This window comes from Paracoccus aminophilus JCM 7686, from assembly GCF_000444995.1.
GTDB lineage: Bacteria > Pseudomonadota > Alphaproteobacteria > Rhodobacterales > Rhodobacteraceae > Paracoccus > Paracoccus aminophilus.
The window spans coordinates 2,669,320-2,696,316 of the sequence record NC_022041.1; the positions used below are offsets into that span (position 1 = coordinate 2,669,320).

Below are 26,997 nucleotides of genomic sequence, written 5' to 3' on the forward strand. Positions count from 1 at the left end.
GGGTCAGCTTTTCACTCTGCCGCCATGCGCGCAATCGCTTCGGCGCGCGCCAGTGTCGCACGCGCGGTTTCAATATGAAGGTTCTCGACGATCCGGCCATCGACCACGGCAATGCCCCGGCCCTGCGCCTCGGCCTCTTCAAAGGCCGCGATCTGCCGCCGGGACAGGTCGAGCTCTTGGGCCGAAGGCGCAAAGACCTCATTCGCGACCTCGATCTGAGCGGGATGGATCAGGCTCTTGCCATCAAAGCCCATGTCGCGGCCCTGCTCGGCCTCGGCGCGCAGCCCCTCGTCGTCGCGAAAGGCGTTGAAGACGCCATCGACGACGACCTTGCCCTGCGCCTTCGCCGCCAGAACGCACAGCCCAAGCCCGGTCTGCATCGGCAGGCGGTCGGCGCGAAAGCGGGCGTTGATTTCCTTGGCGAGATCATTCGTGCCCATGACCAGCCCGGCAAGGCGCGGATGGGCGGCGATCTCACTTGCGTTGAGCATCCCTTGCGCGGTTTCCATCATCGCCCAGAGCGGCGTTTCGGGAACCAGCGTCGCGACCCGGTCGAGATCGCCCGGATGGCTGACCTTGGGGATCAGGATGGCATCGCCCTGCCCCGAAAAGCGACGCGCATCCGCCTCGCCCCATTCGGTGTCGAGCCCGTTGATCCGGATGATCCGGGCGCGATTGCCATAATCCTCGCGCAGCGCCTGCGCCAAAGCCTCGCGCGCGGCCGCTTTTTCCGTGGGGCTCACCGCATCCTCAAGATCGAAGATGATCGCATCCACGGGCAAAGTGCGGGCCTTTTCCATCGCGCGCGGATTGGCGGCGGGGATATAAAGGACCGAACGGAAGGGCCGTGTCATCGCAAACCTCAAAGCAATATTCTTGCGCTACGCTGGCGCGCAAGGACGCAAATGGCAAGGGGGATTTTGCCGCAACGCGGCGAAAGCGGCCCTGTCCTTTGGTCGGAGCCGGGTTCTTCTGGCCCCCCTTCGGACGCGTCCGGGGCCGCTAGATCAGCGCCGCGACCGAGCTCCAGATCAGGCGCAGCGAGACCGCGAGCAGCATCCAGGTGATGAGCCCGTAAAAGAGCCCCGGCGACATCCGCCGCACGATCCAGATCCCCAGCCGCACCGCGACAAGCGCCGGCAGCGTCAAAATCGCCGCGACCTTGAGGTTTTCGGCCGAAAGCTGGCCCATTGCGGCATAGGGGACCAGCTTGATCCAGTTGCAGATCGCGAAAAAGACCGTGGTCGTGCCGGCAAAGACCAGCGGCTGCATCTTCAGGGGCTGGGCATAGACCTGATAGGGCGCGGCTCCGGCATGGGCGACAAAGCTCGTATAGCCCGCGACCATGCCCCAGAAGCTGCCCCGCCCCCAATCGGGGCGCCGCGCGCGCGCCTCGACGCCGCGCCGCAGCAGCGCGTTGAGCGCGAAGGCAAGGCCGATCACGCCGACCACCAGCTCGACGACCTGATCGCTGACCAGGCTCGCCGTCGCCCAGCCAAGCCCGATCCCCAGCACCGCGCCGGGCAAAAGCCGCAGCAGGACGGCGCGCTCGACATGTTTGCGATAGACCAGCAAGCCGCCGATATCCGAGAGAATATAGACCGGAAGCAGCATCCCCGCCGCTTGAACCGGCGACATGACCAAAGCCATCAGCGGCACCGAGATCGTGCCGACCATCGACAGCCCGCCCTTCGCGAGCCCGACCGATATGGCGGCAAGGATCGCGACCACCCATTCCCAAAAATCCAGCTGCATCGCTTGCGTCCCCTGCTGCCGGGCATCTGTGCGAGCCCGGCCAAGTCTCGCCCCCTCTGTGACCCGGACGGGCGACGGCGGCAATTGGCCCTCGCGGAAATTTCGCCAATTGCGACAGCGACGTAACAAATGAGGATTTGGGACAATTTGCTGAAGATGTTAGCGACGGAACTTCGCGGCGCGACGCCACTCCTGCCTTGCGATTCACATGCCAAAGTTTTAGGCCATCCCGGAATCATTCCCCTAGGAGGATCCCATGGCCCGACCCAAGATTGCACTTATCGGCGCGGGACAGATCGGCGGTACGCTGGCGCATCTGGCTGCGATGAAAGAACTCGGCGATGTCGTTCTGTTCGATATTTCCGAAGGCACCCCCCAGGGCAAGGCGCTGGACATTGCGGAATCGGGCCCGTCCGAGGGCTTTGACGCGGTCCTGAAAGGCACCAACGATTATGCCGATATCGCGGGCGCCGATGTGTGCATCGTCACCGCAGGCGTGCCGCGCAAACCCGGCATGAGCCGCGACGACCTGCTGGGGATCAACCTCAAGGTCATGAAATCGGTCGGCGAAGGCATCAAACAGCACGCCCCGAACGCTTTCGTGATCTGCATCACCAACCCGCTCGATGCGATGGTCTGGGCGCTGCAGCAGTTCTCGGGTCTGCCCGCGAACAAAGTCGTCGGCATGGCTGGCGTTCTCGATTCGGCACGCTTCCGTCACTTCCTGTCGCTGGAATTCGGCGTCTCGATGCGCGATGTCACCGCCTTCGTTCTGGGCGGCCATGGCGATACGATGGTGCCGCTGGCGCGCTATTCGACGGTTGGCGGCATCCCGCTGCCGGACCTGGTCAAGCTCGGCTGGACCACGCAGGAAAAGCTCGACGGCATCGTCCAGCGCACCCGTGATGGCGGCGCCGAAATCGTCGGCCTGCTGAAAACCGGCTCGGCCTTCTATGCGCCCGCAACCTCGGCCATCGAAATGGCGGAAGCCTATCTCAAAGACCAAAAGCGCGTCCTCCCCTGCGCGGCCTTCGTCAAAGGCGCCTATGGTCTTGACGGGCTTTATGTCGGCGTCCCGACCGTGATTGGCGCGAATGGCATCGAGAAGGTCATCGCCATCGAGCTGAACGGCGAAGAGCAGGCGATGTTCGACAAATCGGTCGATTCGGTCAAAGGTCTGGTCAAGGCCTGCAAGGAGATCGACCCCGCTCTGGCCTGATCTGGCCTCGATCTGACGAGACAAGAGACAGAACCCCCGGCGCCCATGGCTGCCGGGGGTTTTTCTTTGCGCTGTTGTCAGAGGAAGAATGGGTATTTGGGTGATGAAGAAAGCCCGAGCCGCGCACTGCTTGCAGCAAAAAGCCCCCGCCGGGGTGGCGAGGCCCGAGCGCTTGGTCAGGCCGCCCGCTCAGACGAAATGGAAGTCCGATGAGGTGAGGTAGCTCGTACCGACGACGGTGATCGTGGTGCCAGCAAAATGGACCACGGTATTGCCGCCGACCTGACGGATATCGAGATCGGCATAGCTGTGCCCGGCCCATTTGACCTGGATCGTATCGTCATACCGGGTGAAATCGGTGATCCGGTCGGCGCCGCTTTTCGCGTCGAAGACAAAGACATCATGGCCCGCTCCGCCGGTCAGTACATCCTTGCCAAGCCCGCCGACGAGCGTGTCATTGCCGTCTCCGCCGATGAGCTTGTCATTGCCGCCATTGCCGATCAGCATGTCATTGCCTGCGCCGCCGCTCAGCACATTGGCGCCGCCATTGCCGGTCAGCCGGTCGTTGCCGCTGCCGCCGGTCGCATTCTCGATATTGCGGATCGTGTCGAGGCCCTCGCCGGTGTTCTGAGCCGTGGCAAGGCCAAGATCGACGCGGATGCTGCGGTTTGAGGTGAAGATGATCGTATCCGCGCCCGCGCCGCCATCGAGCAGGTCGTTGCCGAGCCCGCCATTGAGGACATCATTGCCAGCGCCGCCCGAAAGCGTGTCGTTGCCCGCGCCGCCCGACAGCATATTCGCGCCAGCGTCTCCGGTCAGGCGATCATTGCCGTCGCCCGAGATCACATTCTCGACCTGCTGGATCGTATCGAGCCCCTGGCCGGTGTTTTGCGCGCGGGTGACGTTGAGATCGACCGTGATCGCCGCCTTGCCGCTGAAGAGCACCGTATCAATGCCCGCGCCGCCGATCAGCATATCATTGCCTGCGCCGCCGTCGAGCGTGTCATTGCCCGCGCCACCGTTCAGCGTGTCATTGCCCAAGCCTCCCGAGAGCAGGTTCGCGCCATTGTCTCCGGTCAGCACGTCATTCTTGTCGCCGCCGACGACATTCTCGATCCCGCTCAGGACATCGAGCCCGTAGCCGGTGTTCTGGGCGCTTGTGGTGGCAAGGTTCACGCGCACCGCCACGCTGCCTGAATAATCGGCCGTATCGACGCCCGCGCCGCCGATCAGCGTATCATTGCCCGCGTCGCCATAGAGCGTGTCATTGCCCGCGCCGCCGTTGAGCACGTCATCGCCAACCTCGCCATAGAGCCGGTCATTGCCGCCATTGCCGAAGACCGTGTCATTGCCCGCGCCCCCGCGCATGAGGTTGTCGTTCTCGCCGCCGTTCAGCGTCTCGCTGGCGCTGGTGCCGGTGATCGTCGGGGAGTTCGAGATCACCGAGAGATTATAGCGCCCGATATGGGACGAATAATCGTGATAATCGGCGTCGAGGAACACCGTCCCGGTGCGGTCGGCGGTCCAGGTGATCACCGCGCCACCAGAGCTGGTATAGCCGAGGCGATAGCTGATCGAGCTGCCGCCCTGATCGCGCAGGTAAAGCTCCATCGAGGCCAGGCTGTCGGTGCCGCCAGTGCCGGTCATGGTGAACGTATAGCTGCGCCCGGCGACCACATCGAAGCGGTGCCAGTCGGAATCGTAATACGCGTCGATCGCGCTGGTCAGCTGGCCGCCGTCGATCAGCCGCGAGGTCGTCGTATTGTTGTTCCAGACAGTGTCGCTGATGCGCGAGATCAGGCTGAAATTGCCCGAGGCCGCGCCGTCATAGGGATTGTTGTCGCGGACCTCGATATAATAGACGCCGGTCTGGTTGATCGTGGTCGTTGCCTGCTGGCCCGGCCCGGGACCGGCGGTGTTGATGACATTGCCATATTGGTCATGGATCACGACATCGGCCGCGATATTCGCGCTGCCATTCGGGGTGACCGAAAAGCCGACGCGTTGACCGGCCTTCAGTTCGACCCGGTACCAGTCGCTGTCATTGGTGGTCTCGAGACTGCCGTTGATCGTGCCGCTGGCGGTGATCTTCGCGGTCGTCGCGGTGTTGTTGAGGACCGTATCGTTCATGCGGGCGCGCAGCACATAGGGGCCTTCTGCGCCCCCCGCCGGATTGCCCGAATTATAGGGATTGTTGTCGGCGACATCGAGATAGAAGCGCCCGTCGCTCTGGGGCGTGAACGAGATCCAATTGCCGACCGATGCCGCTTTCAGATTGCCGCCAAGCGCGTCGCGCAGGGTCAGGAGGCCGTTCATATTCGTGCCGGTGCCATCGCCGGTCAGATAGAAGTCATAAGTCAGCCCGGCTTTCAGATTGGTCGCCCACCAATCCGAATCTCCGTTCACCTCGAGCGAGGAGCGGAAATCTCCGGTGCCGGTGATGAGAGCAGTCGTCGACGTATTATTCGGGATATCAGGCATCGAAGCACATCCTCAGACTTTGCTACAACCGCGGCAGGTGCGCGGCAAAACCTCACGCTGCAAACTCGCGTTAGATCTCGCGCGAAGCGCCGTCAACGGCAATTTCATAACGGACATTTGAGAACAGCAAATCGCTCATATTTCTCAAGGAGCGCCGGAAATCCATCGGTTTGAAACTTGTGTGGGATTTTGTGATCACTCGGCTGAAACGTGTGATCACAAATCGCAGATAAACACCTCTTTCAAAGCATTTTCAGAAGAATTCGGTTCATCCGTTCGGATGGCTGTGCCAGAACCCCGCCAACCGAATTTGCGGGGGACCACGATGAACATCCACGAATATCAGGCCAAGGCACTGCTGCGCCAGTTCGGCGCGCCTGTCAGCGACGGCCGGGCCGTGACCAAGGCTGACGAAGTCAAGGCAGCCGCCAGCCAACTGGGCGGGCCGCTTTGGGTCGTCAAGGCACAGATCCATGCCGGCGGTCGCGGCAAGGGCCATTTCGTCGAAAAGGAAGCTGGTGAAAAGGGCGGTGTCCGCCTTGCCAAATCCGTCGCCGAAGCCGAAGAGCTTGCGCGCCAGATGCTGGGCCGCACGCTGGTCACCCATCAGACCGGCCCCGCCGGCAAGCAGGTGAACCGCATCTATATCGAAGACGGTTCGGACATCGCACGCGAGCTTTATCTTGCGCTGCTCGTCGACCGCAAAACCTCGCGCGTCAATGTCGTGGCCTCGACCGAGGGCGGCATGGACATCGAGGAAGTCGCGGCCCACACCCCCGAGAAGATCGTCGGCTTTTCGATCGACCCGGCCACCGGCTTTTCCGACTATCACGGCCGCCGCGTCGCGTTCGCGCTGAAGCTCGAAGGGGCTCAGGTCAAGCAATGCGTGGCTCTGGTCAAAAATCTCTATCGTCTCTTCATCGAGAAAGACATGGAGATGCTGGAAATCAACCCGCTGATCGTCACCCCGGACGGCAATATCAAGGCGCTCGACGCCAAGATGGGTTTCGACAACAACGCGCTTTACCGCCACCCGGATATCCTCGAGCTGCGCGACACGACCGAGGAAGATCCGAAAGAGCTGGAAGCCTCGAAATACGACCTGAACTACATCGCGCTCGACGGTGAGATCGGCTGCATGGTCAACGGCGCAGGCCTTGCCATGGCGACGATGGACATCATCAAGCTCTTCGGTGCGGAACCGGCGAACTTCCTCGACGTTGGCGGCGGCGCCACCAAAGAGAAAGTCACCGAGGCCTTCAAGATCATCACCTCGGATCCGAACGTCAAAGGCATCCTCGTGAACATCTTCGGCGGCATCATGCGCTGCGACATCATCGCGGAGGGCATCATCGCCGCCGTGAAAGAGGTCGGGCTGCAGGTTCCGCTGGTCGTGCGTCTCGAAGGCACCAATGTCGAGCTGGGCAAGGACATCATCGCGAAATCCGGCCTGAACGTGATCGCGGCGGATGATCTGTCGGACGCGGCCAAGAAGATCGTCAAGGCGGTCAAGGGCTGATGCTTCGCAATCTGGCACTGACTCTTTTCATGGCGCTGCCCCTTGTGGGCACCGCTCATGCTGCGCCGCCTACGCGTGAGGAGCTCCTCACCAAGGCCGCACAGGGCGCGGCTGTCTGCGCCAAGGAAATGCCGGATTCGCGGGATACTTCCCGCGCGCTAGTGGCGAACGGTTTCAAGATGGCAGATGCGGATGGGCCCTTCAAAGCCTATTCCGCACTCGGAAATCGCGTTGTGGTCCTGATTACGACGCCGTCCAACCGGAAGGTGGCATGCCTCGTCGCGGTCAGTAAGATGTCGGAAGCGGAAGCTCTGCAACTGATCTCGCCGTGGCTACGTCTCGCCAATGCGAAACCGATCCCGCTGAAGCCCAACGCACGGGTTACCCATGCTTGGCTTGGTGTCTTCAAGAAGTCGGTGATCGACCTCGCCATTACGCCCAACGACGATCTCTACTATTTCACCGGACGGGCCATCGTGGCCCGCGAAGTTTTGACTCCGTAAAGGAACGCACATATGGCCGTTCTCGTAGATAAAAACACCAAGGTCATCTGTCAGGGCATCACCGGCTCGCAGGGGACCTTCCACACCGAGCAAGCGATTGCTTACGGCACCAAGATGGTCGGCGGCGTGACGCCCGGCAAAGGCGGCTCCGAACATCTCGGCCTGCCGGTCTTTGACTCGGTCCATGACGCGGTCGCCAAGACCGGCGCCACGGCCTCGGTGATCTATGTCCCGCCGCCGTTCGCAGCCGACTCGATCCTCGAAGCAATCGACGCCGAGATCCCGCTGATCGTCGCGATCACCGAGGGCATCCCGGTTCTCGACATGATGAAGGTCAAGCGCGCGCTGATCGATTCGAAATCGACGCTGATCGGCCCGAACTGCCCCGGCATCATGACCCCGGGCGAGTGCAAGATCGGCATTATGCCGGGCTCGATCTTCAAGCGCGGCTCGGTGGGCGTGGTCTCGCGCTCCGGCACGCTGACCTATGAAGCCGTGAAACAGACCTCGGACGTGGGCCTCGGCCAGTCCTCGGCAGTCGGCATCGGCGGCGACCCGATCAAGGGCATGGAGCATATCGACGTGCTCAAGCTCTTCCTCGACGACCCGGAAACCGAGTCGATCATCATGATCGGCGAGATCGGTGGCTCGGCCGAAGAAGAAGCGGCCGAATTCCTTGCCGAGCAAAAGCGCAAGGGCAAGTGGAAGCCGACCGCCGGCTTCATCGCGGGCCGCACGGCTCCTCCGGGCCGCCGCATGGGCCATGCCGGTGCGATCGTCTCGGGTGGCAAGGGCGATGCGGAATCGAAGATCGAGGCCATGAAATCGGCCGGGATCATCGTTGCCGACAGCCCGGCGGGCCTTGGCGACGCCGTCCTGAAGGCGCTTGGCAAGTAAGCGCTTTGAAATGAGCGCACCCCCTTCTTAAGTAGGGGGTGCGACAGTCCCTATGTGAGTGAATGACGTGTCAGAGTTCGCGCAGCACTACATTGGAAGACCGGCTTGCCCGCGCGGCACAGCCGGAATTGGCCTGTCCGCAGGTCCCCTGCCCGCGCCGGACCGGGCCGCGAGCGGCCTCCCGGCTGCCCGGCGCTGGATGATCGTCGCGGCGGCTCTGACTTTGGGCCTTGCCGCTTGTGGTCGTGCGCCGACCGATGATGTCCTGCGCGGCGGCGTTCTGGCCCGGACCGATCTTCACCGCACAACCGAGCTTCCGCCCGCGTCGATCCGTTCGGTCGCGCGCAAGGATGCGGGCTGGCGGCTGATCTATCACCCCGCCGCAGCCCCCGCCGATGCCGAGCAAAAAGCCGCAGCGGCGCTGTGCCTTCTTGAGAAGAATCGTCCCACCCGGATCGATCTGCTGCCGATGAGCGCGCCCGAGGATGATCCCGGGGCGCGCATGATCGATGTGATCTGTGGCTGAGGAGAGAGTGATGCATCAGCTCCCCCTCTCTGGCCCTGCGAATTTCCCCCGCCGTCGCGGCTTGGCGACCGGCGCAACCGTGTCCGCCGCCGCGCTTCTGCGGCGCCTCCCCTTTCAACCCGAGGCCCTCACTCCCGAGGTATGTCCATGAACGATCAATCTTTCAGCGGCAACGCTGCCTTCCATGATTCCTCCTTCCTGCAAGGTCACAACGCGGCCTATGTCGAGCAGCTTTACGGCCAATGGGCCAAGGATGCCGCTTCGGTCGATGCCGCCTGGGATGCGTTCTTCCGCAGCCTCGGCGACGATCTGGGCGCCGTCGAGCGCGAGGCCAAAGGCGCCAGCTGGTCGCGCCCAGATTGGCCGCCGCAGCCCTCGGATGAAACGACGGCCGCGCTGACCGGCGAATGGCCGATGTCCTCGAAATCCGAGGCGGATGCCGCGCTGAAAAAGATCGCGGGCAAGGCCGCCGACAAAGGGGTGACGCTCACCGATGAGCAGATGCGCCGCGCCGTGCTCGATTCCGTGCGCGCGCTGATGCTGATCCGCTCGTTCCGGATCCGCGGCCATCTCTTTGCCGATCTCGACCCGCTTGGGCAGCGCGAAGTGCCGCAGACCGGCGAGCTTGATCCCGCGACCTATGGTTTCGGGCCGAATGACCTTGATCGTCCGATCTTCATCGACAACGTGCTGGGCCTGCAGATCGCGACCATGCGCCAGATCGTCGAGCTGATGAAGCGCACCTATTGCGGCACCTTTGCGCTGCAATACATGCATATCTCGGACCCCGAGCAGGCCGCCTGGCTGAAAGAGCGCATCGAGGGTTATGGCAAGGAAATCGCCTTCACCCGCGAAGGCCGCCGCGCCATTCTGAACAAGCTGGTCGAGGCCGAAGGCTACGAGAAGTTCCTCCACGTCAAATATATGGGCACGAAACGCTTCGGCCTTGATGGCGGCGAGGCGCTGATCCCGGCGATGGAGCAAATCGTGAAGCGCGGCGGTGCGCTTGGCGTCAAGGATGTCGTGGTCGGCATGCCCCACCGTGGCCGCCTGTCGGTGCTCGCCAACGTCATGGGCAAGCCCTACCGCGCGATCTTCAACGAATTCCAAGGCGGCAGCTTCAAGCCGGAAGATGTCGACGGTTCGGGCGATGTGAAATATCACCTCGGCGCCTCGTCGGACCGCACCTTCGACGGCAATCTCGTCCACCTGTCGCTGACCGCAAACCCCTCGCACCTCGAGGCGGTGAACCCGGTCGTTCTGGGCAAGGTCCGCGCCAAGCAGGATCAGCTCAATGACACCGAATACCGCACCGCGGTCCTGCCGATCCTGCTGCATGGCGATGCGGCCTTTGCCGGTCAGGGCGTCGTCGCGGAATGCCTTCAGCTTTCTGGCATCAAGGGCCACCGCACCGGCGGCACGATCCATATCATCGTGAACAACCAGATCGGTTTCACCACCGCACCGAGCTTCTCGCGCACCTCGCCCTATCCGACGGATATCGCGCTGATGGTCGAAGCGCCGATCTTCCACGTCAATGGCGATGATCCGGAAGCCGTGGTCCATGCGGCCCGCGTCGCGACCGAGTTCCGCCAACTCTTCCACAAAGACGTGGTTCTGGACATCTTCTGCTACCGCCGCTTCGGTCACAACGAAGGCGACGAGCCGATGTTCACCAACCCGGCGATGTATAAAAACATCAAGGGCCACAAGACCACGCTTCAGCTTTACACCGAGCGTCTGGTTCAGGACGGCCTGATCCCGGAAGGCGAGATCGAGGATATGAAGGCGGCCTTCCAGGCCAAGCTCAACGAGGAATTCGAGGCCGGCAAGACCTATAAGCCGAACAAGGCCGACTGGCTGGACGGCAAATGGTCGGGCCTCTCGATCGAGCCCGAGGAATATGCGCGCGGCCAGACCGCGATCTCGCCCGAGATGATGGAAGAGGTCGGCAAGGCGCTGGTCTCGCAGCCGGGCGATATCGACCTGCACAAGACCGTTGGCCGTCTGCTCGAAGCCAAGGCCAAGATGTTTGAAACCGGTCAAGGCTTTGACTGGGCGACGGGCGAGGCTCTGGCCTTTGGCTCGCTGGTGGCAGAGGGCCATCCGGTCCGCCTCGCCGGTCAGGATTCGACCCGCGGCACCTTCTCGCAGCGCCATTCCGCGCTGATCGACCAGACCACGGAAGAGCGTTACTATCCGCTCAACAACATCCGCAAGGGTCAGGCCCGTTACGAGGTCATCGACTCGATGCTGTCGGAATATGCGGTTCTGGGCTTTGAATATGGCTATTCGCTGTCCGAGCCGAATACGCTGACGCTCTGGGAAGCCCAGTTCGGCGACTTCGCCAATGGCGCGCAGATCATGTTCGACCAGTTCATCTCCTCGGGCGAGAAGAAATGGCTGCGCATGTCGGGGCTCGTCTGCCTGCTACCGCATGGCTATGAAGGTCAGGGCCCCGAGCACAGCTCGGCTCGTCTCGAGCGCTACCTGCAAGGCTGCGCCGAGGACAACTGGATCGTCGCGAACTGCTCGACCCCGGCCAACTATTTCCACATTCTGCGCCGTCAGCTGAAGCGGAACTTCCGCAAGCCGCTGATCCTGATGACGCCGAAATCGTTGCTGCGCCACCCGCTTGCGGTGTCGTCGGTCGATGAATTCACCACCGGGTCGAGCTTCCACCGCGTGCTGCAAGACGATGCCGAACGCGGCAAGACCGATTTCAAACTGGTCTCGGACGACAAGATCCGCCGCGTCGTGATCTGCTCGGGCAAGGTCTATTATGACCTGCTGCAAGCGCGCAATGCCGCCGGGGCCGAGGATGTCTATATCCTGCGTCTCGAGCAGTTCTATCCCTTTCCGGCCCAATCGATGGTGCGCGAGCTGGAACGCTTCAAGGGTGCCGAGATCGTCTGGTGTCAGGAAGAGCCCAAGAACCAGGGCGGCTGGACCTTCGTCGAGCCGAATATCGAATGGGTTCTGGGTCGCATCGGCGCGACGCACAGCCGGCCGCGCTATGTCGGTCGCGCCGCAGCCGCTTCGCCCGCGACCGGGCTTGGGTCGCGCCACAAGGCCGAGCAAGAGGCGCTGGTGGGTGAAGCCATCACCCTCGGGTCCTGAGCCATGGCGATCGAGCTGCGCGTCCCTTCTCTCGGGGAATCCGTCGCCGAAGCGACCGTGTCGACCTGGTTCAAGAAACCGGGCGACAGGGTCGCGGTCGACGAGATGCTGTGCGAGCTGGAAACCGACAAGGTGACGGTCGAAGTGCCGTCGCCGGTCGCCGGCATGCTGGCCGAAATCATCGCGCCCGAAGGAGAGACGGTCGCCCCGAATGCCTTGCTGGCGCAAATTGCCGAAGACGGCAGTGCTGGCCCCGAAGAAATGCTGCCGCGCGAAACTCCGGCGGCGAAGCTCAACGAAGGACAAAGTGACATGAGCGGAAAAGCTGTCGACGTGATGGTCCCCACCCTCGGCGAGAGCGTGACGGAAGCAACCGTCGCGACCTGGTTCAAGAAGGTCGGCGATCACGTCAATCAGGACGAGATGCTGTGCGAACTCGAAACTGACAAGGTCTCGGTCGAAGTTCCCGCGCCGGTTTCGGGCGTGCTGGCGGAAATCCTTGCGCCCGAGGGTGCGACGGTCGATGCCAAAGCCAAGCTTGCGATTATCGAGGAAGGCGCGGCAGGTGCGGTCTCGGCGCCCGCAGCGGCCGCCGCCCCCGCTCCGGCAGCAGCCGCTCCTGCAGCTTCGGCCGCCCCGGCGTCCAACCGTTCGGACGTCGAGGATGCGCCCTCCGCCAAGAAAGCGCTGGCCGAAGCCGGTCTTGCGCGCGATGCCGTCGAAGGTTCGGGCCGCGATGGCCGCGTGATGAAGGAAGATGTCGCGCGTGCCGCAAGCGCCCCGGCAGCTTCGGTTGCTCCGACCCCGGCCGCAGCACCCCGTGCGCCGGTCTCGGTCGCTGATGCCGCCCGCGAAGAGCGCGTCAAGATGACCCGCCTGCGTGCGACCATCGCCCGCCGCCTGAAAGATGCGCAGAACACCGCCGCCATGCTGACCACCTATAACGAGGTGGATATGAAGGCGATCATGGACCTGCGCGCCGAATACAAGGACGCTTTCGAGAAGAAGCACAAGGTCAAGCTGGGCTTCATGTCCTTCTTCGTGAAGGCCTGCACCCATGCGCTGAAGGAAGTGCCCGAGGTCAATGCCGAGATCGACGGCGGCGACATCGTCTACAAGAACTACGTCAATATGGGCGTCGCTGTCGGCACGCCGTCGGGTCTGGTCGTGCCGGTTCTGCGCGATGCCGACCAGCTCTCCTTTGCCGATATCGAAAAGCAGATCGCCGAGCTTGGCCTGCGTGCCCGTGACGGCAAGCTGACCATGAACGACATGCAGGGCGGCACCTTCACCATCTCGAACGGTGGCGTTTACGGCTCGCTGATGTCCTCGCCGATCCTCAACCCGCCGCAATCGGGGATCCTCGGGATGCACAAGATCCAGGACCGCCCGGTCGTGGTCGGTGGTCAGATCGTCATCCGCCCGATGATGTATCTCGCGCTCTCCTATGACCACCGCATCGTCGATGGCAAAGGCGCCGTGACCTTCCTCGTGCGCGTCAAGGAAGCGCTGGAAGATCCGCGCCGCCTGCTGATGGATCTCTGATCCCGAAACCCATCGGCTGCGCCCTGATCCGGGGCGCAGCCTTCCCCCTCAACCCAAGGTAACTGTCGTGAAAAAGCTTCCGGTTCTTCTGGCTGCGACCCTCGCGCTTTCTGCCTGCGCGACCGCGCCCATCCCCGCCATCACCGCGCCCGATGCGCTGATGTTCACCACAAGCCGCGACGTGATCGTGCGCGGCATCGATGCCGGGCCGAATGGCATCCGCCCACCGCTTCTGGTGCGGCGCAGCTATCCCGTCACCTGCGCCCAAGACCCGCTGATGGCCCCGCCTGCCGTGCGCTCGGCCCAGACCATCCGGGAAATCAACCGCATTCTTGGCCCCGTCACCACCCGCACCGGCGAGAGCTTCTTCAAGGCCGAGGAAATGCGCGCCGTGAACTCCGTGACCGTGCCTTCGCTCAAATGCTCGATCGGCTGGTTCTCCGAGGCACCGGTGTCGCGCGATCCCGCCGTGATTGCCGCCTTTGCCGCCAAACATGGCGTCAACCTTGCCCTGCCCGTGCAGGGCCTCTGAGCCATGACCGAGACCGCCCCCCGTTTCTGGATCGGCACCGTTAGCCGCGAGCATGTGTTGCGCGCCGTGACGGGGGGCTTTGCCATGCTCAATCAGGGCATGAAAGCGCCGCTGAACCGGATGAGCCCCGGCGATTGGCTGGTCTATTATTCGCCCAAAACCGCCGTCGATGGCGCGCCGCTTCAGGCCTTCACCGCGATTGGCGAGGTCGCGGGGCCGGCCCCCTATGGGCTGACCTCGGACGAGGGCGAACAGATCTATCGTCGCGAGATGATTTGGAAAAAGGCAACCGAAACGCCTATCGCCCGTTTACTTGACAGTCTGGACTTCACCCGCGGCAATTGGGGCAATGTCGTCCGCCGCGGGCATTTTGAAATCACCGGCGCGGATTTCCAGACCCTCCGCACCGCCATGCTGAAAGAGTAACGCCATGACCCAGATGATTTCCCATTACAGCTTTGCCGATTACGCGAAATTCAAGGCAGCCTATGACGACCATGCCGAAGATCGCGGCAACAATGGTCTCTCGCTGCTGCAGCTCTGGCGCGAAAGCGGGACCAGCGCCTGGGCGCTTTATCAGGTCAATGATGCCAAGGCGGCGAAGGATTATCTCTCGGGCGCGGCGGGGGTCTTCAACTCGCTGGCCGGTGTCAGCGCAGTCGAGATCCATCTGGTGGAGACCGCCTGACATGTCCGCCGAAACCACCGCGCTGGGTCTGGCCGCCGTTCTGCAAGCCGTCCAGATCGGGCTTGCCGGTATCTCGATGAACCGCGACGTGGGCGCGAAATGGAATGCCGGGCCGCGCGATGCGCAGCCCGAATTCTCGCCCCTGACCGGCCGCCTGCGCCGCGCGGTCACCAACCATTTCGAAGGGCTGATCTTTTTCACCATCGCCGTGGTCATGGTCTCGATCGAGGACCGCAGCAATGCGCTGACCGTGCTCTGCGCCTGGCTCTATCTGGCCGCGCGCATCCTTTATATTCCCGCCTATGCTTTTGCCTGGTCGCCGTGGCGATCTGTCATCTGGATGGTGGGCTTTTTTGCAACCATGGCGATGATCATCTTCGCCCTGCTGACCTGATCGCAGCCCCAAGCGGGGCGCGTTTCTTCCAAGGAGACCCGAATGTCCACCTACGATCTCATCGTCATCGGCGCCGGCCCCGGCGGTTATGTCTGCGCGATCCGCGCAGCGCAGCTTGGCCTCAAGGTCGCTTGCGTCGAGGGCCGCGAGACCCTTGGCGGCACCTGCCTGAACGTCGGCTGCATCCCCTCGAAGGCGCTGCTCCACGCCAGCCACATGCTGCATGAGACGCATGAGAATTTCGCGAAAATGGGTCTGATCGTCCCGGAGGTCAGCGTCGATTGGGCGAAGACCCAAGGCTACAAGGCCGAGACCGTCACCGGCAACACCAAGGGCATCGAGTTCCTGTTCAAGAAGAACAAGATCGACTGGCTGAAAGGCTGGGCCACGATCGAGGCGCCGGGCCAGGTCAAGGTCGGCGACACCACCTATGAGACGAAGAACATCGTCATCGCGACCGGCTCGGTGCCGTCCTCGCTCAAGGGCGTCACGGTGGACAATGACGCGGGCGTGGTCGTCGATTCGACCGGCGCGCTGGCTTTGGCCAAGATCCCCAGCTCGCTTGTCGTGATCGGCGCGGGCGTCATCGGGCTCGAGCTTGGCTCTGTCTATGCGCGTCTGGGCACCGAGGTCACCGTCGTCGAATATCTGGACGCAATCACCCCCGGCATGGACGGCGAGGTGCAAAAGCAGTTCCAGAAGATCCTGACCAAACAGGGCCTGAAATTCGTTCTGGGTGCCGCCGTGTCGGGCGTCGAGACCGAAGGCGGCAAGGCCAAGGTGAACTACACGCTGAAGAAAGACGGCTCGGAGCAGTCGGTCGAGGCCGAGGTCGTTCTCGTCGCCACCGGCCGCCGTCCCTTCGTCGACGGGCTTGGTCTCGACCGGCTGGGCGTGGCGCTGACCGATCGCGGCTTTGTCCAGATCGACAACCATTGGCAGACCAATGTCCCGGGCATTTATGCGATCGGCGACGCGGTCCCCGGCCCGATGCTCGCCCATAAGGCCGAGGATGAAGGCATGGCCGCCGCCGAAGCGATTGCCGGCAAACATGGCCATGTGAATTACGACGTGATCCCCGGCGTGATCTACACCACGCCCGAGGTTGCCTCGGTCGGTCTGACCGAAGAGGCCGCCAAGGCCACGGGTCGCAAGATCAAGGTCGGCAAATTCCCCTTCATGGGCAATGCCCGCGCCAAGGCGCTCTTCCAAGCGGAGGGCTTCGTCAAGATGATCGCGGATGCCGACACCGACCGGGTGCTTGGCTGCCACATCATCGGCCCGAATGCGGGCGAGATGATCCATGAGGTCTGCGTCGCCATGGAGTTCGGTGCCGCCGCGCAGGATATCGCGCTGACCTGCCACGCCCATCCGACCTGCTCGGAAGCGGTGCGCGAGGCGGCTCTGGCCTGCGGAGACGGGGCAATCCACGCCTGATTGGCATGGTTTCGCTGATCGACCGGGGGCGGCCTTGACGGGCCGCCCTTTTTTCTTGCGAGACGATCAAAGGGAAAATATCCGGGAAACTCCCGGTGGCAGTGCCGGGCAAGAACCCGGAGCAGAGAATGATCGCACGCCGAAGCCTGATCTTTTCGGTCCTCGCCCTTGCCGCCTGCGGGAGCACCGGCAGCAAAGGACCAAAGCCGCGCAGCTATACGGGCGGCCCGCACCCCTCGCCCGAGATGAACGCCAAGGTCAATTACTGGGCCGACCATTACAACGTGCCGCGCCCTCTGGTGCATCGCGTCGTCATCCGCGAGTCGAAATACCGCCCCGAGGCCCGCAATGGCCCCTATTTCGGCCTGATGCAGATCCAGCCGCAAACCGCACGCACGATGGGCTATCGCGGCGATCCGCAGGGCCTGCTCGATGCCGATACCAATCTGCAATATGGCGTGAAGTATCTGCGCGGCGCCTATCTGGTCGCCAATGGCAACCACGACAGCGCCGTCAGCTGGTATTCGCGCGGCTATTACTACGAGGCCAAGCGTCGCGGCCTTCTGGAAGCGACCGGGCTTAAAGCCTCGCGCGTCTGATCCCCCGACGGGAGGGCGAGATCAGCCCTCCTGCCCCCGCCCGTCCAAAAGCGGCGCGCGCCAGATCTGCGCGATCACCGCGATCACGGCAAAGCCCCAGATCGGCAGGCCAAGCACGCCGCCCAGAAGCGCCAACCCCGCTCCGACCGGCAGCGCCAGCCCCCGTCCACCAAGCGCCACCTTGCGGTCGCGGATCAGCCACAGCGTCACCCAGATCAGCGCCAATGGCACGGCAAACCACCAGGCGATGGCGGCCTGCGTCGCCTCACCCTCGCCCGCGGCATGATCGACCGAGGCGCCCAGCGCGGCGCCCAGCATGGCGATGCCCGCGAAAACCAGCACATGGCCATAGCCCCAAAACAGGTTCTCGCCCATGCTGCGCGACCGCAGCCCCTCTTCCGGCGCGAAATAGATCGCGAAAACCGCAAAGATGATGACCACCGCCGAGACCGAGGCAACCCACGGCACCAAAGTGCCATTCGCCCCGTAAGCCAGCCCAAACCCCGCCGCGACCGACACCATCAGCTCGCCCAGCGAGATGATGGTCAGCCCGGCATAGCGCTCCATGATGTGATGGCGGTGAAAGGGCGTGCGCCGCGCGCGCTCGGCGAAAAAGGGCACCGAAAGCTCGATCGCCCAGACGATGAAACTGCCCGCGAAAAACGCGGACGAGCCCGGCGCGGTCGAAAGATAAAGCACCAGCCAGCCAAGCTGCGCGATCAAAATCCCCCACATGTAACGCAGCGCAGTGGTGCGGTATTCGGGGTTACTGGCGGCGCAAAGCCACAGCGCCGCCATGCCCAAGCGCATGACGCTCCAGCCCAGAACGCCCCATTCCATGTCGAGCGTCCGCTCGATGAAGCCCGCGCCTCCGGCAAAGATCATCTCGCCGATCATCACCACCATGACCAGCAGCCGGTAGATGCCACCGTCGTTTTCAAAGGCGCTTGAGAACCAGGTGAAGTTCATCCACGCCCACCAGATCGCGGTGAAGAGGAAAGCAAAGCGCGGCAGCATCTCGACGCCCCGCCCTTCGAGGATCGCGTGATGCAGCCCCGCCGTCACCGCAGCAATCGCGATGACCGTGACCAGATCGAACAAGAGCTCGATCGGAGACGAGGCGCGGTGCGGTTCATGGGGGTCGCGGGCAGTCAGCGGGATGATCCGGATCATCAAGGGCTCCTGTTGCGCCGAGCGGGAGGGACCGCCACATGTTGCCTTGGCAATTTGCGAAATCAAGCCTTGGGCTTTTCAGATCGGGCGCAGATCTCTATCAAGCGCCCCTCACCACAGGAGCAGCGCATGGACCGCACAGATAACGGATGGGAAACCTCGGCCGCGGCCTGGATCGCGGATATGGGCGAGCGTGGCGATTTCAGCCGCATCCATGTCCTCGATGCCCCGATGCTGGCACGGATCCGGGGACGGGGCTTTCAGACCGCGCTGGATGTCGGCAGTGGCGAAGGCCGCTTTTGCCGGATGATGCAGGCCGAGGGCATCGCGGCCACCGGGGTTGAGCCCACGCCAAGCCTGCGCGCCGCCGCCGAGGCCCGCGACCCCGCGGGCAACTATGTCGATGCGCAAGCCGAGGCCCTGCCCTTCGATACGGCGAGCTTCGATCTGGTGGTGAGCTATCTCACCTTGATCGACATCGACGGGATCGAACCCGCGATTGCGGAAATGGCGCGGGTGCTCAAGCCCGGCGGCAGCCTGCTGATCGCCAATCTCAACAGCTTTTCCACAGCGGGCGACTGGCACCGGCTGGTCGATGGCTCGCGCTATTTCCGCATGGACAATTATCTCGAGGCACGCGCCGAATGGATGAGCTGGCGCGGCGTCTCGATCCGCAACTGGCACCGTCCGATGCAGGATTACATGCGGCTTTTGATCGGCGCGGGCCTGCGTCTCAGCCATTTCGAGGAACCGAGCCCGACCGGCGGGGATCGTCGCCGCGCCGAGCGTTTTTCCCGCGTGCCCTATTTCCATGTCATGGAATGGCTCAAGGACTAGGGCCCCTCTCTGCCGGGCCTCGCCTCCCCCGTTCCGGGGGCTTTGCAGCAGGGCCGGTCAACGGCTAGGCTTGGCCTCGGGCCGCAAGAGAGGGCAATGTGGGCGCGCAGATTGAGATCCGGTCCTATTCCCCGGCGAGCGGCTCGCATCGGCACGGGTTTCATCAGCTCATCCTGCCCTGTGCGGGCGTGATGGAGCTGGAAACCGCGCGCGGCAATGGCCGCGTGCGCGATCGGGTCGGGGCCTTTGTCGCGGCGGGCGATGACCATGATTTCAGCACCTGTCCGAGCGGGCGCTTTGTCGTCGTCGATCTGCCTGAGGATGCCCTGCCCCCAGCGCCCGCCTTTTTCCACATCGACGCTTCGCTTGGTGCCCTCCTAGATTATGCCGCGCAATGCCCGCCCGAGACCGAGAGCCTGCGCGACGCATGGTCGCTGCTGCTCTTGGACCGGCTCTCCCATCTCGGCGCGCCGACCGACCGGGGGGCTGCGGCCTTAGCTCGGGCCGAGGCGCATATGCGCGCCCATCTCGACCAGCCCTTGAGCGTCGGCGACATTGCCCGCGCCGCCGGTCTCAGCCTCTCGGCGCTGCATCGGTTGATGCGCGCGCGGCGCGATTGCACGCCCCATGCCCATCTGGCCGAGCTACGCCTTGACCGCGCCGAGGCGCTTCTGGCCGAGGGGCGTCTCTCGATTGCCGAGATCGCTTTGGCCAGCGGCCATGCCGATCAGGCGGCGCTGACCCGCGCGCTGCGGCAAAGGCGCGGCACCACGCCCGGCGCGCTGCGCCGCGTGCTGCGCGCAAACTGACAGCCAGAGCCCAAAGACTGCCAGATTTCGCCAAGACCCGAGGTGCGACGCAGGCGACGTTCATCTGCCGCAACCCGGAGCCGCAGATGGACCAGCCCAACCGTCAGACCGCCACTTGGATCGGGATCATCGCGCTCGCCTCTTGGGCGGCGTTGGCTTTTCTGACGACGCTCGGGCGCGGCATTCCGCCGTTCGAGATGCTCGCGCTGAATGCCGCCGTGGCCTTCGCGCTCGGCTGTCTTTACCTCGCACGGCGCGGCCGCAAAGGCTTTGCCGTGCTGCGCCAGCCCGTGCAGGCTTGGCTGCTCGCCGCCGGGGCGATCTTTGCCTATCACGCGCTCTATTTCTACGCGCTCGCGAGCGTCCCGCCCGCCCGCGCCAGCCTGATCTGCTTCTTCTGGCCGCTGCTGATCGTGGTCTTCGCCGCTCTGGCCAATCGCCGCTTGCAGGCGGCCCATCTGATCGGCGCGCTTCTGGGGCTGCTTGGCGTGTTTCTGATCTTTGCCGATGGCGCGCGGGGAGCAGAGCCGACGGGCGCGGTCTCAGGCTATTTCGCGGCGGCGGCCTGCGCGGTCATCTGGGCGGCCTATTCGGTCGCGAACCGCCGTTATGCCGGTGTGCCAAGCGAGATGCTGATCGGCGTTGCAGGTTTGGTGGCTTTGGCCTCGGGGCTCTGCCATTTCGCCTTTGAAACGACGGTCCTGCCCGATCTGCGTCAGGGGATCGCGATCCTTCTTTTGGGGATCTTCCCGCTGGGGGTCGGCTTTCTGGCTTGGGACCATGCCACCAAATACGGCAATCTGCCGCTGCTGGGCGCCTTGTCCTATCTGACGCCGCTGGTCTCGACGCTCGTGCTGATCGCCTCAGGCCAGACCACCGCCACGCTTGGCCTTGGGTTGGCGGCGCTGGCGATTGTCGCGGGCGCGGCGATTGCCGCCCGCCCGCCTGCGCGCCCCGCCGCGCTTCGCGCTTAAGACCCTCAGCGGCGCGGATTACGCGACATGAAGGCCAGCCGCTCGAACAGCGAAATGTCCTGTTCGTTCTTCAAAAGCGCGCCATGCAGCTTTGGCAACATCTCTTGCGCCGGACGCTTGAGATCCTCGGGCGTCAGATCCTCGGCGAGAATCAGCTTGAGCCAATCGAGGAATTCGCTGGTCGAGGGCTTTTTCTTCAGCCCCTGAACCTCGCGGATTTCAAAAAACTGGCCGAGCGCCTCTTCGAGCAGGCGCGGCTTCAGACCCGGATAATGGACCTCGACAATGCGCTTCAGCGTCTCGGCATCGGGGAAGCGGATGTAGTGGAAAAAGCAGCGGCGCAGGAAGGCGTCGGGCAGCTCTTTTTCATTGTTCGAGGTGATGATGACGATCGGCCGATGTTTGGCGGCAATCGTCTCGCCGGTCTCGTAGACATGGAACTCCATCCGGTCGAGTTCCTGCAGAAGGTCGTTCGGAAATTCAATATCGGCCTTGTCGACCTCGTCGATCAGAAGAACGACTTTCTCATCTGCCTCAAAGGCCTGCCAGATTTTTCCCTTGCGGATGTAATTGGCGACATCATGGACGCGCGCCTCGCCCAGCTGGCTGTCGCGCAGTCGCGAAACCGCGTCATATTCGTAAAGCCCTTGCTGGGCTTTGGTGGTCGATTTCACGTTCCATTCGACCATGCGCAGGCCAAGACTTTCGGCAACCTGACGGGCCAATTCGGTCTTGCCGGTGCCCGGTTCGCCCTTGACCAGCAGCGGGCGCTCGAGCGTGATCGCGGCATTGACGGCCTTGGCCAGATCGGGGGGCGCGACATAACTGTCGGTCGAAGTGAACTGCATCGTCATTCCTTTCCGGACCCGGCGGCGGGGATCGGCGGGACCGTAGAGGCCCTGCCACGCCTGCGCAAGATATGGTGCATGAGGGGGGAGAAGTAGTGACAAGAGGCCATCCATCCAGTATGGGGGCCGCATGAGGGGGCATCCAGCCTGCCCGCTCACCGGAGGACCAATGAAAGCCCAGACCTTCCTGCCCGACGATTACCGTCCTGCCGAGGACGAACCTTTCATGAATGAGCGCCAGCTTGAATATTTCCGCCGCAAGCTGATCGCCTGGAAAGGCGAGCTTCTCGAGCAATCTGCGGAAACGCTCGAAGGACTTCAAGACAGCGCCCGCAACGTGCCCGATCTCGCCGACCGCGCGAGTGAGGAAACCGACCGCTCGCTGGAACTGCGCACCCGCGACCGCCAGCGCAAGCTCGTCAGCAAGATCGACGCGGCGCTCCGCCGTATCGAGACCGGCGAATATGGCTATTGCGAGATGACCGGCGATCCGATCAGCCTCAAGCGTCTTGATGCGCGTCCGATCGCGACCATGACACTGGAAGCGCAGGAACGCCACGAGCGCCGCGAGCGCGTGCACCGCGACGACTAAGCCCGGCGCCGGCCTTCGGGCCGGACCTCTTGCGCCTGCGTTTTGGGCCCATGTTTCGGGCCTATGTTGCAGGCCGGTCACCGTTAGAGATCGCGGCATGTTACGCCAAAGCCCGCAGCCTTCTGCGGGGGCTTGCGCCTTGCTGCCAATCTCACCGGAACCGGCTCTGCTGCGCGCCAGATTTCGCGGCAGAACGTCGACGCAAGACATAGCCCGAAAATCCCGGTCAGGCGGTTCGCGATTGCCTTCGGCTGCGGCTCGGCGGATAGTCCTGCGATTGCCATCGCCCCTTCCGGGCAGGAGTTCCGGTCCTGACTGCTCATCTGACAAACCGAGAAATTGCCGTGATCGGCGCCGGAATCGCGGGCCTGACCGTGGCGACCGCTTTGGCCCAACGCGGCGCCCGCGTAACCGTCTTCGAACGCGCCCCCGCGCTTGGCGAGGTCGGCGCGGGCATCCAAATCTCGCCCAATGCCGGGCGGGTGCTCAGCGCATTGGGGCTCTGGGACGGCTTCGCCAAGGTCTCGATGCGCTCGGAAGCGGTGGTGCTGCGCGATTCGGCGGCACGCCAGATCGTGCGCATGGATCTGGCCCGTTACCGGCCCAAGGATGATTTCCGCTTCGTCCATCGCGCGCGCCTGCTTGAGGTGTTTGAAGCCGGGGCACGGGCCGCCGGGGCGCGGATCGAGCTTGGCGCCGAGATCACCGATCCGCCCGCCGGGGCCGATCTGGTCATTGCCGCCGATGGCGTCAAAAGCGCGATGCGTCCGCTGCTGAACGGGCCGGAGACCCCATTCTTCACCGGCCAGAGCGCCTGGCGCGCGACCATTCCCTGCGCGCCCGGCGCCGCGCCCGTGGCCGAGGTCTTCATGGGGCCCGGCCGCCATCTCGTCAGCTATCCGATGGCGGGGGGCCTGCGCAATCTGGTCGCGGTGGTCGAGCGCAAGGCCTGGGCCGAGGAAGGCTGGAGCCAAAGCGGCGATCCCGAGGATCTGCGCGCCACCTTCGCCCGCTTCGGCGGCCCGGTCTCGGATTGGCTGGGCGCGGTCAAGGAGGTCGGGCTCTGGGGGCTCTTCCGCCACCCGGTCGCCGGGCATTGGCATGACGCGCGCATGGTGCTGATCGGCGACGCCGCCCATCCGACGCTGCCCTTCATCGCGCAAGGCGCGGTCATGGCGATGGAGGACAGCTATATCCTCGCCGCCTGCCTGGATGCCGACCCCGATCAGGCCAATGCTCTGGCGCGCTTTCAGGCGCTTCGCAAACCGCGCTGCACCAAGATCGTGGACGCCGCAAATGCGAATGCGCGCAACTATCACCTGCGCGGCCCGGCGCGCGCCGTGGCCCATGCCGGGCTGCGCGCGATCTCGCGGTTGGCGCCGACAGCGCTGATTGAACGCTTCGCCTGGCTTTACGATTTCGATCCGGTCGCATCCTCTTGATTTCGCGCTTGCACCGCCTGCGAAATCCTGCAACCAATTCCCTGTTCTCGGGGCGGGGTGCAATTCCCCACCGGCGGTAAGCGGGTTTTCCCGCAAGCCCGCGAGCGCCTTTCGCCAGAAAGGGTCAGCAGATCAGGTGCGATTCCTGGGCCGACGGTCATAGTCCGGATGAAAGAGAGCAGACGGCCCCGTCGCATCAGCGGCAGGGTTCGGATGTGATCGCCTTGGGTGACGTGTCGCTGAAGTAAGGAGATCACAATGACACACACCCGTTACGCCTTCATTAAGGCGAACTGGCATTCCGATATCGTGGATCAGGCGCTTGCCGGCTTTCTAGAGCTGATCCCAGCCGCCGAGGTCGATGTCTTCGACGTCCCCGGCGCCTTTGAAATGCCGCTTCTGGCGCGTGATCTAGCCAAGACCGGCAAATACGGCGCAGTGGCGGCGGCGGCTTTGGTCGTCGATGGCGGCATCTATCGTCATGACTTCGTGGCGCAGGCTGTGGTCAGCGGTTTGATGCAGGCCGGGATGGAGACCGGGGTTCCGGTGCTCTCGGTCTCGCTGACCCCGCATCATTATCAGGAAACCGACCACCATAACGAGATCTTCCGCAGCCATTTCGTCCAGAAGGGCCGCGAGGCGGCCGAGGCCGCGCTGAAGATCACCGAAACCCGCCGCAAGGCCTTTGGCTGATCAAGGTCCGGCGCAAACGACAAAGGGCGGCCCCGGGGCCGCCCTTTTCGCATCTTAACGGCGCGCGCCGCGCTCAGGCGGCCTTTTCGACCGCCGCGACAATGCCGTCGACGACTTCGAGCAGCACCTGCTCGTCCTCGGCCTCGGCCATGACGCGGATCAGAGGCTCGGTCCCGGATTTGCGGATCAGCACACGGCCAGAGCCCGCCAGACGCTTTTCGGCATCCGCGATCTCTTGCTTGACGCTGGCCTTGGCCAAGGGATCGGCGCCCTGCGCATAGCGCACATTCTTGAGCAGCTGCGGCACCGGCTGGAACTGATGCACCAGATCCGAGGCGAGACGCCCGGATTCGCGCATCGCCGCCAGAAATTGCAGACCCGCAATCAGCCCGTCGCCGGTGGTGGCATAATCGGTCATCACGATATGACCCGATTGCTCGCCGCCAAGGTTGAAGCCCTTCTGGCGCATCCGCTCGACCACATAGCGGTCGCCCACCGCGGTGCGCTCGAGCGAGAGGCCGCGCCCTTGCAGGAACTTTTCTAGCCCGAGGTTCGACATCACCGTGGCAACCAGCGCGCCGCCGCGCAGCTTGCCCTGCTCGGCCCAACGCGAGGCCATCAGCGCCATGATCTGATCGCCATTGGCGATCGCGCCGGTTTCGTCGACGATCATCACCCGGTCGGCATCCCCGTCGAGGGTGATGCCGAGATCCGCCTTATGCTTCAGCACCGCCCGCGCGCAGACACGCGGATGGGTCGAGCCGACGCCGTCGTTGATATTGGTGCCATCGGGTTCGACGCCAATCGGAATAACCTCGGCGCCCAGCTCCCACAACACATCGGGCGCAGCGCGGTAAGCCGCGCCATTGGCGCAGTCGATCACGACCTTCAGCCCGTCGAGCCGCAGCCCGGCCGGAAAGGTGGTCTTGGCATATTCGACATAGCGCCCGCGCCCGTCATCAATCCGCCGCGCGCGGCCGATGCTTTCGGGGGCAGCCAGCTGGATCTCGTCCGAGAGCATGGCCTCGATTTCAGCCTCGGCCTCGTCGGAAAGCTTGAACCCGTCGGGGCCAAAGAACTTGATGCCATTGTCATGGGCGGGGTTGTGGCTGGCGGAAATCATGATGCCCAGATCGGCGCGCATCGAGCGGGTCAGAAAGCCCACCGCAGGTGTCGGCACCGGGCCGAGCAACAGCACATTCATACCCGTCGAGGTCAGCCCCGCCGTCAGCGCGTTTTCCAGCATATAGCCCGAGAGCCGCGTGTCCTTGCCAATGACGACGCGGTGGTGCTCCTGCCCGCCGCGCCGGAAATAGCGTCCCGCCGCCGCGCCCAGTTTTAGCGCCATTTCGGCGGTCATCGGATAGGCATTGGCCTTGCCGCGCACGCCGTCGGTTCCGAAAATCTTTCTGCTCATCCACTCATCCCCAAATCGAGCGCGCTCCACAGGCGCAGCCCTTGTTTTATCTCTGCCACGTCATGGACGCGGTGGATCTGGACGCCTTGCCCGATCGCGGCCAACGTCAGGGCAAGCGTGCCGGGCATCCGCGCCGCCGCCGCTTCGGCCTGACCGATCTGGCCAATGAAGCGTTTGCGGGAGATGCCCAGAAGAACCGGCAGGCCAAGACCGTGGTAGAGCGAGATCCGACGCAGGATCGCCAGATTATGCGCCTCGGTCTTGCCAAACCCAATCCCCGGGTCGATCACGATTTTGGCGGCGCTGACACCTGCCGTGAGCGCGCGCGCGACCCGCTCGGCCAAGGCGTCATAGACATCGAGCAGCACGTCTCCGTAGCGCGGATCGTCCTGCATAGTCTCGGGCAGGCCCTGCGCATGCATCAGGCAAAGCGCCGCGCCGCTGTGCGACACGACCTTGGCCATGCAGGGGTCGAAATCGAAGCCCGAGACATCATTGACCATGCCCGCGCCCGCCTTGAGCGCCGAAGCCGCGACCTTGGCCTTGCGCGTATCGACCGAGATCGGCGCGGCGCCCGCAAGGCCCGCGATCACCGGAACGACCCGGGCGATCTCGTCGGAGACCGCGACCTCGGCCGCACCGGGACGGGTCGATTCCCCGCCAATGTCCAAAAGATCGGCCCCGGCGGCGATCAGCGCCTCGCCGCGCGCCACCGCCTGCGCGCCCTCGCCCAAGAGCCCGCCATCCGAGAAACTGTCCGGCGTCGCGTTCAGGATCGCCATCAGCCGCGGCACCTCCAACGAGAGGCCCAGCACCGAGGGGCGCGGCGCGGTCAGCCGCGCCAGCCAATCGGGCGGGATCTCATCGACGATCTCGGGCGCAGCGCCCCGGCGCAAAAGCTCGCATTGCGAAAAGCGGACCCAGCCTCCGGCCAGCCGCCAACGCCCGGTTTCCGAGGGAATCGGGCGGTAATAGTCTTTCTGGGTCATGGCATCAC

At 63.9% G+C, this 26,997-nt stretch carries 26 protein-coding genes and 1 riboswitch; of the genes, 19 read left to right on the top strand and 7 right to left on the bottom strand.

Going from position 1 to position 26,997, the window contains the following annotated elements; all coding sequences use genetic code 11:
- Nucleotides 1-11: 11 nt before the first annotated feature.
- Together JCM7686_RS12990 and JCM7686_RS12995 are read right to left on the bottom strand one after the other, a co-directional pair.
- Complete coding sequence (locus tag JCM7686_RS12990; RefSeq protein ID WP_020951280.1) at nucleotides 12-854, bottom strand: HpcH/HpaI aldolase/citrate lyase family protein; 843 nt, start codon at nucleotides 852-854, stop codon at nucleotides 12-14.
- A gap of 148 nt (nucleotides 855-1,002) precedes the next feature.
- On the bottom strand, nucleotides 1,003-1,755 hold the full coding sequence (locus JCM7686_RS12995; RefSeq protein ID WP_020951281.1) for a sulfite exporter TauE/SafE family protein: 753 nt from the start codon (nucleotides 1,753-1,755) through the stop codon (nucleotides 1,003-1,005).
- Between the two features lie 256 nt (nucleotides 1,756-2,011).
- On the opposite strand from JCM7686_RS12995, the gene mdh reads away from it, so the two are divergent.
- Entirely contained in the window at nucleotides 2,012-2,974 is a 963-nt protein-coding gene (gene mdh, locus JCM7686_RS13000; protein ID WP_020951282.1) for a malate dehydrogenase, read from the top strand.
- A 189-nt stretch (nucleotides 2,975-3,163) separates the two neighbouring features.
- Here mdh and JCM7686_RS25130 read toward each other — a convergent pair whose 3' ends face one another.
- Nucleotides 3,164-5,455 (bottom strand): calcium-binding protein, encoded by a 2,292-nt coding sequence (locus tag JCM7686_RS25130; RefSeq protein ID WP_020951283.1) that lies wholly within the window; start codon nucleotides 5,453-5,455, stop codon nucleotides 3,164-3,166.
- A 325-nt stretch (nucleotides 5,456-5,780) separates the two neighbouring features.
- On the opposite strand from JCM7686_RS25130, the gene sucC reads away from it, so the two are divergent.
- From sucC to JCM7686_RS13065, 12 genes are all read left to right on the top strand, one after another.
- On the top strand, nucleotides 5,781-6,974 hold the full coding sequence (gene sucC, locus JCM7686_RS13010) for an ADP-forming succinate--CoA ligase subunit beta (RefSeq protein WP_020951284.1): 1,194 nt from the start codon (nucleotides 5,781-5,783) through the stop codon (nucleotides 6,972-6,974).
- Nucleotides 6,974-7,477: a hypothetical protein gene (locus tag JCM7686_RS13015; RefSeq protein WP_020951285.1), complete on the top strand. Its 504-nt coding sequence runs from the start codon at nucleotides 6,974-6,976 to the stop codon at nucleotides 7,475-7,477. Before sucC ends, JCM7686_RS13015 begins: the two co-directional genes overlap by 1 nt.
- A gap of 12 nt (nucleotides 7,478-7,489) precedes the next feature.
- Nucleotides 7,490-8,374, top strand: a complete 885-nt coding sequence (sucD, locus tag JCM7686_RS13020) for a succinate--CoA ligase subunit alpha (protein ID WP_020951286.1) — start codon at nucleotides 7,490-7,492, stop codon at nucleotides 8,372-8,374.
- A gap of 67 nt (nucleotides 8,375-8,441) precedes the next feature.
- Nucleotides 8,442-8,900: a hypothetical protein gene (locus JCM7686_RS13025; protein ID WP_148292626.1), complete on the top strand. Its 459-nt coding sequence runs from the start codon at nucleotides 8,442-8,444 to the stop codon at nucleotides 8,898-8,900.
- Nucleotides 8,901-9,047: 147 nt separating this feature from the next.
- Nucleotides 9,048-12,020 (top strand): 2-oxoglutarate dehydrogenase E1 component, encoded by a 2,973-nt coding sequence (locus tag JCM7686_RS13030; protein WP_020951288.1) that lies wholly within the window; start codon nucleotides 9,048-9,050, stop codon nucleotides 12,018-12,020.
- 3 nt (nucleotides 12,021-12,023) lie between these two features.
- Nucleotides 12,024-13,565 (top strand): 2-oxoglutarate dehydrogenase complex dihydrolipoyllysine-residue succinyltransferase, encoded by a 1,542-nt coding sequence (gene odhB / locus JCM7686_RS13035; RefSeq protein ID WP_020951289.1) that lies wholly within the window; start codon nucleotides 12,024-12,026, stop codon nucleotides 13,563-13,565.
- 67 nt (nucleotides 13,566-13,632) lie between these two features.
- Entirely contained in the window at nucleotides 13,633-14,097 is a 465-nt protein-coding gene (locus tag JCM7686_RS13040; RefSeq protein WP_020951290.1) for a hypothetical protein, read from the top strand.
- Nucleotides 14,098-14,100: 3 nt separating this feature from the next.
- Nucleotides 14,101-14,523: an EVE domain-containing protein gene (locus JCM7686_RS13045; protein WP_020951291.1), complete on the top strand. Its 423-nt coding sequence runs from the start codon at nucleotides 14,101-14,103 to the stop codon at nucleotides 14,521-14,523.
- A 4-nt stretch (nucleotides 14,524-14,527) separates the two neighbouring features.
- On the top strand, nucleotides 14,528-14,785 hold the full coding sequence (locus tag JCM7686_RS13050) for a hypothetical protein (RefSeq protein WP_020951292.1): 258 nt from the start codon (nucleotides 14,528-14,530) through the stop codon (nucleotides 14,783-14,785).
- Between the two features lies 1 nt (nucleotide 14,786).
- The gene (locus JCM7686_RS13055; protein WP_020951293.1) at nucleotides 14,787-15,179 is read left to right on the top strand and encodes an MAPEG family protein; all 393 of its coding nucleotides are present in this window, start codon (nucleotides 14,787-14,789) and stop codon (nucleotides 15,177-15,179) included.
- 42 nt (nucleotides 15,180-15,221) lie between these two features.
- A complete protein-coding gene (gene lpdA / locus JCM7686_RS13060; RefSeq protein ID WP_020951294.1) occupies nucleotides 15,222-16,616 on the top strand; it encodes a dihydrolipoyl dehydrogenase in 1,395 nt (464 codons plus the stop codon).
- Nucleotides 16,617-16,744: 128 nt separating this feature from the next.
- Entirely contained in the window at nucleotides 16,745-17,215 is a 471-nt protein-coding gene (locus JCM7686_RS13065) for a lytic transglycosylase domain-containing protein (RefSeq protein WP_020951295.1), read from the top strand.
- A gap of 21 nt (nucleotides 17,216-17,236) precedes the next feature.
- Here JCM7686_RS13065 and JCM7686_RS13070 read toward each other — a convergent pair whose 3' ends face one another.
- Nucleotides 17,237-18,388, bottom strand: coding sequence for a low temperature requirement protein A (locus tag JCM7686_RS13070; protein ID WP_020951296.1), 1,152 nt, complete (start codon nucleotides 18,386-18,388; stop codon nucleotides 17,237-17,239).
- Nucleotides 18,389-18,517: 129 nt separating this feature from the next.
- On the opposite strand from JCM7686_RS13070, the gene JCM7686_RS13075 reads away from it, so the two are divergent.
- The 3 genes from JCM7686_RS13075 (at nucleotide 18,518) to JCM7686_RS13085 (ending at nucleotide 21,008) form a co-directional block, all read left to right on the top strand.
- On the top strand, nucleotides 18,518-19,225 hold the full coding sequence (locus JCM7686_RS13075) for a class I SAM-dependent methyltransferase (protein WP_020951297.1): 708 nt from the start codon (nucleotides 18,518-18,520) through the stop codon (nucleotides 19,223-19,225).
- Nucleotides 19,226-19,323: 98 nt separating this feature from the next.
- The gene (locus tag JCM7686_RS13080; protein WP_020951298.1) at nucleotides 19,324-20,034 is read left to right on the top strand and encodes an AraC family transcriptional regulator; all 711 of its coding nucleotides are present in this window, start codon (nucleotides 19,324-19,326) and stop codon (nucleotides 20,032-20,034) included.
- An 86-nt stretch (nucleotides 20,035-20,120) separates the two neighbouring features.
- Nucleotides 20,121-21,008: a DMT family transporter gene (locus JCM7686_RS13085; RefSeq protein ID WP_020951299.1), complete on the top strand. Its 888-nt coding sequence runs from the start codon at nucleotides 20,121-20,123 to the stop codon at nucleotides 21,006-21,008.
- 5 nt (nucleotides 21,009-21,013) lie between these two features.
- On the opposite strand, the gene JCM7686_RS13090 is transcribed toward JCM7686_RS13085, so the two are convergent.
- A complete protein-coding gene (locus JCM7686_RS13090) occupies nucleotides 21,014-21,856 on the bottom strand; it encodes an AAA family ATPase (RefSeq protein WP_041527909.1) in 843 nt (280 codons plus the stop codon).
- 169 nt (nucleotides 21,857-22,025) lie between these two features.
- Here JCM7686_RS13090 and dksA point away from each other — a divergent pair, with 169 nt between their 5' ends.
- From dksA to JCM7686_RS13105, 3 genes are all read left to right on the top strand, one after another.
- Entirely contained in the window at nucleotides 22,026-22,448 is a 423-nt protein-coding gene (gene dksA / locus JCM7686_RS13095) for an RNA polymerase-binding protein DksA (RefSeq protein ID WP_020951301.1), read from the top strand.
- Between the two features lie 344 nt (nucleotides 22,449-22,792).
- The gene (locus tag JCM7686_RS13100; RefSeq protein WP_020951302.1) at nucleotides 22,793-23,890 is read left to right on the top strand and encodes an FAD-dependent monooxygenase; all 1,098 of its coding nucleotides are present in this window, start codon (nucleotides 22,793-22,795) and stop codon (nucleotides 23,888-23,890) included.
- A 39-nt stretch (nucleotides 23,891-23,929) separates the two neighbouring features.
- Nucleotides 23,930-24,074: riboswitch (FMN riboswitch) on the top strand.
- A gap of 74 nt (nucleotides 24,075-24,148) precedes the next feature.
- Nucleotides 24,149-24,583: a 6,7-dimethyl-8-ribityllumazine synthase gene (locus JCM7686_RS13105; RefSeq protein WP_020951303.1), complete on the top strand. Its 435-nt coding sequence runs from the start codon at nucleotides 24,149-24,151 to the stop codon at nucleotides 24,581-24,583.
- A 73-nt stretch (nucleotides 24,584-24,656) separates the two neighbouring features.
- On the opposite strand, the gene glmM is transcribed toward JCM7686_RS13105, so the two are convergent.
- Together glmM and folP are read right to left on the bottom strand one after the other, a co-directional pair.
- Complete coding sequence (gene glmM / locus JCM7686_RS13110) at nucleotides 24,657-26,000, bottom strand: phosphoglucosamine mutase (RefSeq protein WP_020951304.1); 1,344 nt, start codon at nucleotides 25,998-26,000, stop codon at nucleotides 24,657-24,659.
- Nucleotides 25,997-26,989, bottom strand: a complete 993-nt coding sequence (gene folP, locus JCM7686_RS13115) for a dihydropteroate synthase (RefSeq protein ID WP_020951305.1) — start codon at nucleotides 26,987-26,989, stop codon at nucleotides 25,997-25,999. Before folP ends, glmM begins: the two co-directional genes overlap by 4 nt.
- Between the last annotated feature and the right edge of the window lie 8 nt (nucleotides 26,990-26,997).